An 8114-nucleotide genomic window follows, 5' to 3' on the forward strand; every position below is an offset into this window, starting at 1 on the left:
GGCGCACCGCGCCCCCGCCGGCGGATTCGAAGAGGTCGTCGTCCCGTCCGCGATGGGTGACGTCAAGGTCCAGATCCAATGGGCTGCACGCGGCGGTGATGCCGCGTTGTATCTGCTCGATGGGATGCGCGCGCGGTCCGATGCCAATGCGTGGTCGTTCGAGACCAACGCGACAGCACTGTTCGCGGACGACGATGTGACCCTGGTGATGCCGGTCGGTGGTGAGGCCAGCTTCTACACCGACTGGGTGGCTGCCTCGAACGTCAATCGGCAGGACGTCACATACAAGTGGGAGACGTTTCTGACCGAGGACCTTCCCGCCTACCTCGAGACTCGCGGTGTCTCGCGCAGCAACAACGCGGTCGTGGGGTTGTCGATGGGTGGCAGTGCTGCCTTGTCGCTGGCTGCGCATCATCGCGATCAGTTCACGGCCGCGGGGTCGTTCTCCGGGTACTTGAACTTGTCCGCTCCGGGGATGCGCGAAGCGATCCGGGTGGCGATGCTCTCGGCGAACGGATACAACGCGGATTCGATGTGGGGGCCGCCGTGGAGTCCGGGATGGTTGCGGAACGATCCGTTCGTGATCGCTCCGCAGCTCGAGGGGATCGACTTGTACGTTTCCGCTGCCAGCGGTCTGCCGGGGGCACACGACAATCCGAGCGGGCTGGTCGGGCACGTCAACAACGCGAGCGCGATGGGACTCGAAGCGCTGTCTCTGGTGCAGACCCGTGCGTTCGAACTGCGCCTCGAATCCCTCGGGATCCCTGCCCAGTTCAGCTTCCCGGCTGCGGGTACTCATTCGTGGGGGTACTGGCAGGACGAGTTGGCGAAGTCGCGGCCGATGTTCCTTGACGCGCTCGGCGTGCACTGACGCTCCGGCAGGTGGGTGTGGTGTCCCGGGTGTGTGCTTCGGGTGGGTTTGCCGTGGACAGATCGGCGGGCGCGCAAGCGGACACCGATTCGGTGGGCACGAGCTGGGCAGGCACCTGCACCTCCATCTCGAGTCCGGTTCTCCTCCGGCCCCCATGTGTAGCACTGCGTCCAGTCCGATATCGCTGCCGCGGCTGCGGGATCGGACTGGACGCCGTGCTGCCGGCGGGCGACGCGCGGGGAGAGATCCGGTGGTGACGAGGATGGCACCCGGTAGACGAACTACAAGAGCCTGCCCCGAGGTCATCGACGCCGCGGCCCCTGAGGTCCGCCGTTCCCCGTGGCACCGTGGTCGCCTGCCGGGTGCTGCCTGAGATGCCCCCGGGGGCCGCCGCCCGACACTGCGGTCAAATGGCCGGCAGGCCCTTCACCTGTGTCGCGGTGAGTAGCGCCGCGGTTGAGCGATGACGCACTCCTCGCATTCCTCGGGTCGAACCGAGCGGGATGGCGATGTTCGGCAGCGGCGGATCCAGGACGAACACTTCGGTCGGGTCGGGCCACAGCACGCCGTTGGCCAGGGCCGGATCGGCCCACGCCTGCCGGATCCGCGTGGAAATCACCGGATTGGGGTGGGTGGGGGCCGGCACGGTGGACGACGCGACGAGGAATCGGGCAGCGATGGCACGGACATGGTCGACGACGAGCCCGTGAGCGAACGCGAGATTGTTGGTGCAGCTACAGATCTGTTGGCCGAGGGAGCACGACCGGAGGTAGACCCCGTACCCGTCGAGCAGAGTCCTGCCAGGGTGCTCCGAGATGCCGATGAGTGAGGTAATCGATTGGCAGTGTGAGCATGGAGGCGGCAGAACGATGTGCGACTGCAGGCCCAGTCGCGTTTGCGCTGCTCTCACACGCGCTGCGGCGCGGCCGGCATGTGGGGTGGATCTCGGGGCGCGGAGATTGGTGTGTGGGGCGGTCACGGCGGTTCCCTCCGTCGGTGTGGAGCCGCCACCGTATCTGACGGCGATTCATTGTCGCAAACACCTGAAAAGCGTTGTTGTATAATTAATTCCGTAAATTCCGATTGCAGCGATCCGCTCGGTAAAGCGCTGCGGATCCGTGTGGGGCGGGGTCCGCCGGCCGGGTGGCGTCCACCGCCGTGGCCGTTGCGCCGCGATCGGTGCGGTGTTGAGGGTGTCCGTGTTCCCCGGCGCGGGGGTCGCTGTTCGTGTACCGCTCGGCGTGCGCACCTCCGCGTAGCTGCACCGAGTGCCGCAACCGTTCGGCGGCGCGCGCGGTGCGCTCGCCGCAACTCACCCGCTCACGCATGCCGCCGGCGGTGATCTACGGCGCAGCGGCGTTTCCGGCGCTGCGCCGAGTGTTCCGCGATGCGCGCATCCCTGTTCTTGCCATCCTGCCGGAACGCGCGGTGACGCAGCGCGTCCCACGTCGTGCCCATCGCGATCCGCAGGCGATTCGGGACGTGTACCGGACGGCCCGACCCGTCCGGTGGGGCCGAGGTGAACGTCGGCCCTCGATCCGTCCGATCTGCGAGGCATCGACCGTGTTCGTGTGCCGATTCCTCGCACACCGCACGGAGTTCGCCCCCGAATTTAGTCGACACATTTCCGATACCATCGAAAATGACCACTTCTACAGGAGGTTTTATGAGCAATGAATGGAATGTTCCGGACGGATTGAATCCTCTCGGAAAAACCGTGGCGGAAACCATCCGCAAGTTCTTCGTGGACCAGCAGATCGATCGGCATGACGGGGGTGGAAGTTTCTATTCTCCACAGGAATGGGCCGACCGCGACGAAGAGTACGGGTTGGGTTCCTTGCTGGTCATCACACACGACGGTGGTTCCCATGCTGTCGCATTCGACCCGGAATACCACGGCAGCGGAGTGCAGGAGTCGTTCCGCAAAGAGCTTTCCGCGATCGGTGTGTACGTCGAGAACTGCACGAGTTGGTATTCAGCGGTATACAAAGCGTAAAAGCTGACTGTCCGAGCGTTGCAACGCCCGAAATTAACCAGTCGCGGCGATCACGACGATCGGGAGTGCCAGTTCATTCCGCGCCTCGCTCATCGGATTGTTCGGACGTGTTGTACGTCGGGATGAGGGCGCCGAATACGATTCTCATCCGCTCCTTCGCCGACCGGCGGAGGGGAAACCCCACTGGTGCAGCGATGCTGCACCACCCGAGAGGATTGATCGTGGCTTCTTCCCAGGAGGGCACCGCTGTGGTCCGGTCATCACGCTGCGCCGCGACGTTCAACCGCGACGAGAAACTCGTCATGCACTCCGGGGTGCACGGTGAGTTCCTCACGGTTGCTTCCGATTCCGGAAGGTATACCGCGCGAGCCGGCGATACGCTCGTCGGTGCCTTCACCACCGAAGCGGACGCCATGATCGCCGCTGTCGAGTCAGTGTGCAGCAGCCGTCACCACCCGGTGTAACGGAAAGCGATGTCCATCCCCGGAAGACTGTGACCTCAGTCGCTGCGGTGCGTGACGCCGGACGCTGAGGCCGGCACGGACGAGGTCACCGCGCCGCGGACCCCGAGCCTTCCGATCATCGGTCTCCGCGACCGTGCCGGAGCTCCGGGTCCTCCACGTGATGTGTTCCTGTGTGCGAGGTGGCACGAATCTCCGTCGATCGTCGACAACAGGGACCGCTCCCGATCCCGTGATGCGCAGGGCGTGTCCCGACACGGGATCGCGGTGCCGGCCGCCTCCAGGGCATCGCCGCCGCCGTACCACCGGCGAGCAGCCGGTCGCTCGATCCGAGCGACGCAGTGCGCCGGTCGGCGACACCATCGACCCGATCTGCTGCGCACGAACATCGGTGGGGTGCCGTTCTCGGTGGTCTCATCGATACCCGGGACGGAAACGACGCGGCACCGCCCCCGGCTGCCAGAAGCGCGAGGACATTTCGATTCGTCGACCGGCCGCTCGACATTGCTCGTTCGCCAGCGGACCGCTGCGGCAGCGGAGGATGATTGCCTCACGGCATCCACCAGCATCTCCACGCGGACCACAGGGAGAGAACGGCATGGGCGAGCCCGACGAGCAACCACGGCCGGTGGACACCCGGCTGCTACGCACGACCGACCTGATCGATCTGCGGTTGGAAGCGCCCGGCTGCACGATCGAAACCACCGACGGCGGAGCGGAACTGGTCGCTGGGCCGGACGCGTCGCTGATCGTGCACTTTCCGCCGCAACACCTCGGCGAGGAAGTCTGGCAGGTCGGTGCCACACCGCCGCCACCGACACCCCCACGCCCCTCCGGCCACGTTGCGGCCGGGCCGAGCCGGCTCGTCTACGCCCTCCCCGAGGGCACCCGCATCACGTTCACACTCGACAGCGTCCTCGAGGCGATGCAGACGTTGCGGCTTCGCGTCGCGGCGGGCGCGACCCCCGACGGGGAGACGAACGAATCGGGCATCGAACCACCCGGCGACCTCGAGACCGCGATCGAGGCGCCCTACCGGCTGGTCATCTCACCGAGCGAGCACGGCGGGTTCCGCCACGAAGTCGGTGCGAAAGGCCCGGATCGCCGGTACGAACTGTGGCGAACACACCTGACTGTCCGGACCGACGACGGCACGTTCGACGACGGCGACACCGACCAACGGATCGTCCGGGCGTTGTGGACCCGCGACTACGAACTACCCGAGGACCCCCAACAACCAGGCTTCACACAGCCACTGACCGCCGACGACCGTGTCGCACTCGTCGAGCAAACCCACGGTGGCAACCCCACGAACGCCCGAACACCGCTGGAAACCGCCCAACTGAGCCTGTCCAGCCTCGGCGCCTGGTTCGACTGGAAACAGTCATGGGACTTCCCGGCGAACATCGTCGACTACCGGCACCAGGCGTTCATGGGCAGGGACGGCTACGTCCGGGTCGCCTACCCGGGATTCCTGTTCCCGTTCGGCCACCGCTGCTTCCTGGTGAAAGTCACCGAACGCAACATCAAACACCGAGCCGCACCAGTTGCCTACCTGTGGCAACGCTGGTTCATCATCCTGCGGCAACCGACCCGCGCATACCCACCGACCGACTACGACAACCCGTTCGGGCAGATCACCGTCGGCCCACTGGTCACCCCCGACATCGACACGCCACCCGACGAACCGGAACCGTTCGTCCCGACACGCAACGGCATCCCGTTTCCGTTCACCCTCACCACCGTCGACCGTGGCGGCGAAACACAGACCTGGCTGGCGCCACTCGTGTTCGTACGGGCAGGAACCGAAGGCCCCCACGCCTTCGTCCACGACGCCGATCAAGCCTCCCCCCTGTACTCCACGGTCCATGAAATCCGCGGCCGCGGACAGACCGTGGCCGTCGCAACACCCGTCAAATCAGGCGACACCGCGATCGAAGTCACCCACCTGATCTTCGATGGGGAAATCAACGCCACCGACATCACCAGTCGGCCCTTCCTCACCGAAACACGAGCGATCGTGCCCGCGATGCGGCACCTGGCACCACAAGCACCAGCAGTCGACCTCGTCTTCGCCGCGCCCTACCTCACCCACGGACTACCCGCCCGCACGCTCGACACGAAACCGGCACCCGGACCACCGAACGCCGGCGAATTGATCCTGGCAGTGAAAAGTGCACCACCCGCCGTCGACTTCCACAACGGATCCGACCGAGCCGGTGGGTTCATCGCCCCCAACCTGACAGTCCGCGGGATCTCCCGCGCGCTCGGCGCGATCGGCGAGAACGGAAACAGCCCCTCCGCCTTCGACGAGGCACAGTTCGATCCCGCATCATTCCTGTCCGGCGCGCTACCGAAACTGTTCGGGTTGTTCGATCTGCTCGATCTCCTCCACGCCGCCGGTCTGGACGAAGCACCGGCGTTCGTCTCCGACACGCTCGGCGCGGCAGCGTCACTGTTCACCGAAGCGGTCCGGCTCAAGGCTGCGCTCGAGGATGCCCAGGCACGCCTCGCGCACGAGGTCAACAATGCTGCGCATGCAGGCGCGGAGGCAGTCGCCCAGCACGCCCGCGACGAACTCGACGCCCACGTCGGGCCGCTCCTCGCCGACATCGACGCGCTGGCCGCTGCCGTCCAGGCCGGTAGTCCACCGGCTGTCGTTTCCGCCGCAGCCGCCCTGGCAAACGATGTACCGACGATGCTGCAGGCGATCGGCCTGCCCGGTGTGCCCGCCGCGGTGCGTGCGGCCGTGACGAACCCTGCCCGAACCCTCACCGACCTGGCCGCGAACCCTGTTCTGGCGCAGCTACTCGCGGGGGTTACGGCCGCGCAGATCACCGCCCGGATGTCGTGGAAACCGCTGATCACGTCGTGGGGGTTGCCGGACGCCCCGAACATCTTCCGTCCCAAGCCGGACTCGCTGCACCTCGACGTCGAAGTGCGCGCGGCGGCCAGTGGGGCGCCGTCGGTCGATATCGTCGCCGAGATCGTCGATTTCGACCTCAACCTCATCGGTGACGGTGAGACCGGGTTGATGACATTGATGTTCCGGCGCATCGGGTTTCATGCTGGCTCGGCCGGTAAACCGGAGGTCGATGTCGTATTCGGCGGGATCAGATTTTTGGGTCCGCTGTCCTTCGTCGATCGACTGCGCGAGCTCATTCCGTTCGACGGGTTTTCCGATCCGCCCTACGTCGATGTCGCGCCCGACGGGGTGACTGCGGGGTTCGACCTCACGTTGCCCAATGTCGGGATCGGAGTGTTCAGCCTGGAGAACATCACCCTCGCCGCGGACGCTCGCGTACCGTTCCTCGGTGACGCGATGACCGTCGGATTCCGCTTCTGCTCCAAGGACGCCCCGTTCCGCCTCACCGTCATGTGCGTCGGCGGCGGCGGTTGGGTCGGGTTGCGTGCGTCCCCGAAAGGGCTTGTGCTGCTCGAGGTGGGGCTCGAGGCGTGCACATCGCTGTCGGTCGATCTCGGGGTGGCGTCGGGGTCGGTGGCGATCTCGGTGGGGGTGTATCTGCGGCTCGAAGCCGATCGTGGCTTGTTCACCGCGTACTTCCGGATCCGTGGCCAGGTCGACGTGCTCGGCCTGATCAGCGCCTCGATCACGCTCGAACTGTCGCTGACGTACCACTTCGAGACGGGCAAACTCACCGGCCGCGCTTCCCTGACGGTCGAGGTCGAGGTGATGTTCTTCTCCGCATCCGTCGAGATCACCGTCGAGCGCACACTCGCGGGCTCGAAAGGTGACCCGACGATGTACCAGGTGATGCCGCCCGACGACACCACGGGCATGAACGCCGACTGGGCCGACTACTGCGGCGCGTTCGCAGCCGTGCCCGCCTGATGTTGGAGGACCGATGCCGACCACCGTCCTGGCGACCGCCCTGCCGCATTCGTTGGCCGAGGACGCACCGTTCCATCTCACGGTGTTCGTCACCCACAAGTTGGTCGGCGGCACCACAGTGGCCGACTTCCCCGCCGCGGCCGACTGGCCGACGACGCTCGCCGGCTGCACGCTCACACTGAACACGTCGCTGGGCACGTCCCTTCCCTTACGCATCGTCTCCGTCGCCGACCCCGACGCGTGGGCTGCTGTCCTGCCACCCGCGACACCGGTCACCGATTTCCCGAGGCCCTCCCTGTCCGGCCAAACGTGGCGCACCAACCCTGCCAGCCGGATGAGCGACCACGCGATCGACCTGCACATCGCGGCGATCACGGCGTCACCGACACGCACACCCGCCGTGGCCGGCAGCCCGGTGGCCGACACCCTGCTGCGCACACTCGCCGGCCTCGACGAGGGCGGACCGCTGGATCGGCTACTTGCCGACGAGGCAGGCCGGGCCCGCCGCGCCCTCCAAGTCCCCCGACAGCGTCTTCAGGACGCACTGACCACGCTCGGGCCGCTCACCGAACCCGACGAAATCGACGTGGTGCGCCGCCAAGGCGAGATCCCACCACCGCCGCCGTACCAGTCGGAGATCGTCGACAGCACCTCCCCCGTGCAGGTGCTACTCGACGACCCGGACGCCGACACCCGGGTGACACACCGACTCGATGCGCTGACCGGCCAAAACGCGATACCGGACCCGTCACTGCAGATGATCACCGATGCCCACGCCATGCGGCGGTACTACGAACGTCCCGAACAGCCGCCGCAGGTGCCCCGCGCCGAACCCGACCCGGATGCGCCGCCGATCCCGCGGCCCGACCGTCCCGAACACGACTTCCACGCGAAGGTCGCCTCGTTCGGGGCGACACCGGCATTGCTGCGGCG

At 66.5% G+C, this 8114-nt stretch carries 7 protein-coding genes; 6 read left to right on the top strand and 1 reads right to left on the bottom strand.

Annotated elements, in window-relative coordinates; genetic code table 11:
* Nucleotides 1–871: alpha/beta hydrolase (locus WAX14_RS04770; RefSeq protein ID WP_422626942.1), on the top strand; the 871-nt coding region annotated here is incomplete at its 5' end.
* A gap of 406 nt (nt 872–1277) precedes the next feature.
* Here WAX14_RS04770 and WAX14_RS04775 read toward each other — a convergent pair.
* Nucleotides 1278–1850 carry a hypothetical protein gene (locus WAX14_RS04775; protein WP_422626943.1) on the bottom strand — a complete coding sequence of 191 codons (573 nt, stop codon included), beginning with the start codon at nt 1848–1850 and terminating at the stop codon, nt 1278–1280.
* A 317-nt stretch (nt 1851–2167) separates the two neighbouring features.
* Here WAX14_RS04775 and WAX14_RS04780 point away from each other — a divergent pair, with 317 nt between their 5' ends.
* The 5 genes from WAX14_RS04780 to WAX14_RS04800 form a co-directional block, all read left to right on the top strand.
* A complete protein-coding gene (locus tag WAX14_RS04780) occupies nt 2168–2548 on the top strand; it encodes a hypothetical protein (RefSeq protein WP_422626944.1) in 381 nt (126 codons plus the stop codon).
* Nucleotides 2538–2867 carry a hypothetical protein gene (locus WAX14_RS04785; RefSeq protein ID WP_422626945.1) on the top strand — a complete coding sequence of 110 codons (330 nt, stop codon included), beginning with the start codon at nt 2538–2540 and terminating at the stop codon, nt 2865–2867. The genes WAX14_RS04780 and WAX14_RS04785 overlap by 11 nt, the downstream gene beginning before the upstream one ends.
* A gap of 221 nt (nt 2868–3088) precedes the next feature.
* Nucleotides 3089–3331, top strand: a complete 243-nt coding sequence (locus WAX14_RS04790; RefSeq protein WP_422626946.1) for a hypothetical protein — start codon at nt 3089–3091, stop codon at nt 3329–3331.
* Nucleotides 3332–3926: 595 nt separating this feature from the next.
* A complete protein-coding gene (locus tag WAX14_RS04795) occupies nt 3927–7181 on the top strand; it encodes a hypothetical protein (protein ID WP_422626947.1) in 3255 nt (1084 codons plus the stop codon).
* 13 nt (nt 7182–7194) lie between these two features.
* Nucleotides 7195–8114 (top strand): hypothetical protein (locus WAX14_RS04800; protein ID WP_422626948.1); only part of this gene is annotated, 920 nt, incomplete at its 3' end.

The organism is Rhodococcus sp. (in: high G+C Gram-positive bacteria), assembly GCF_049299235.1.
In the GTDB taxonomy this organism is placed as follows: Bacteria; Actinomycetota; Actinomycetes; order Mycobacteriales; family Mycobacteriaceae; genus Rhodococcus.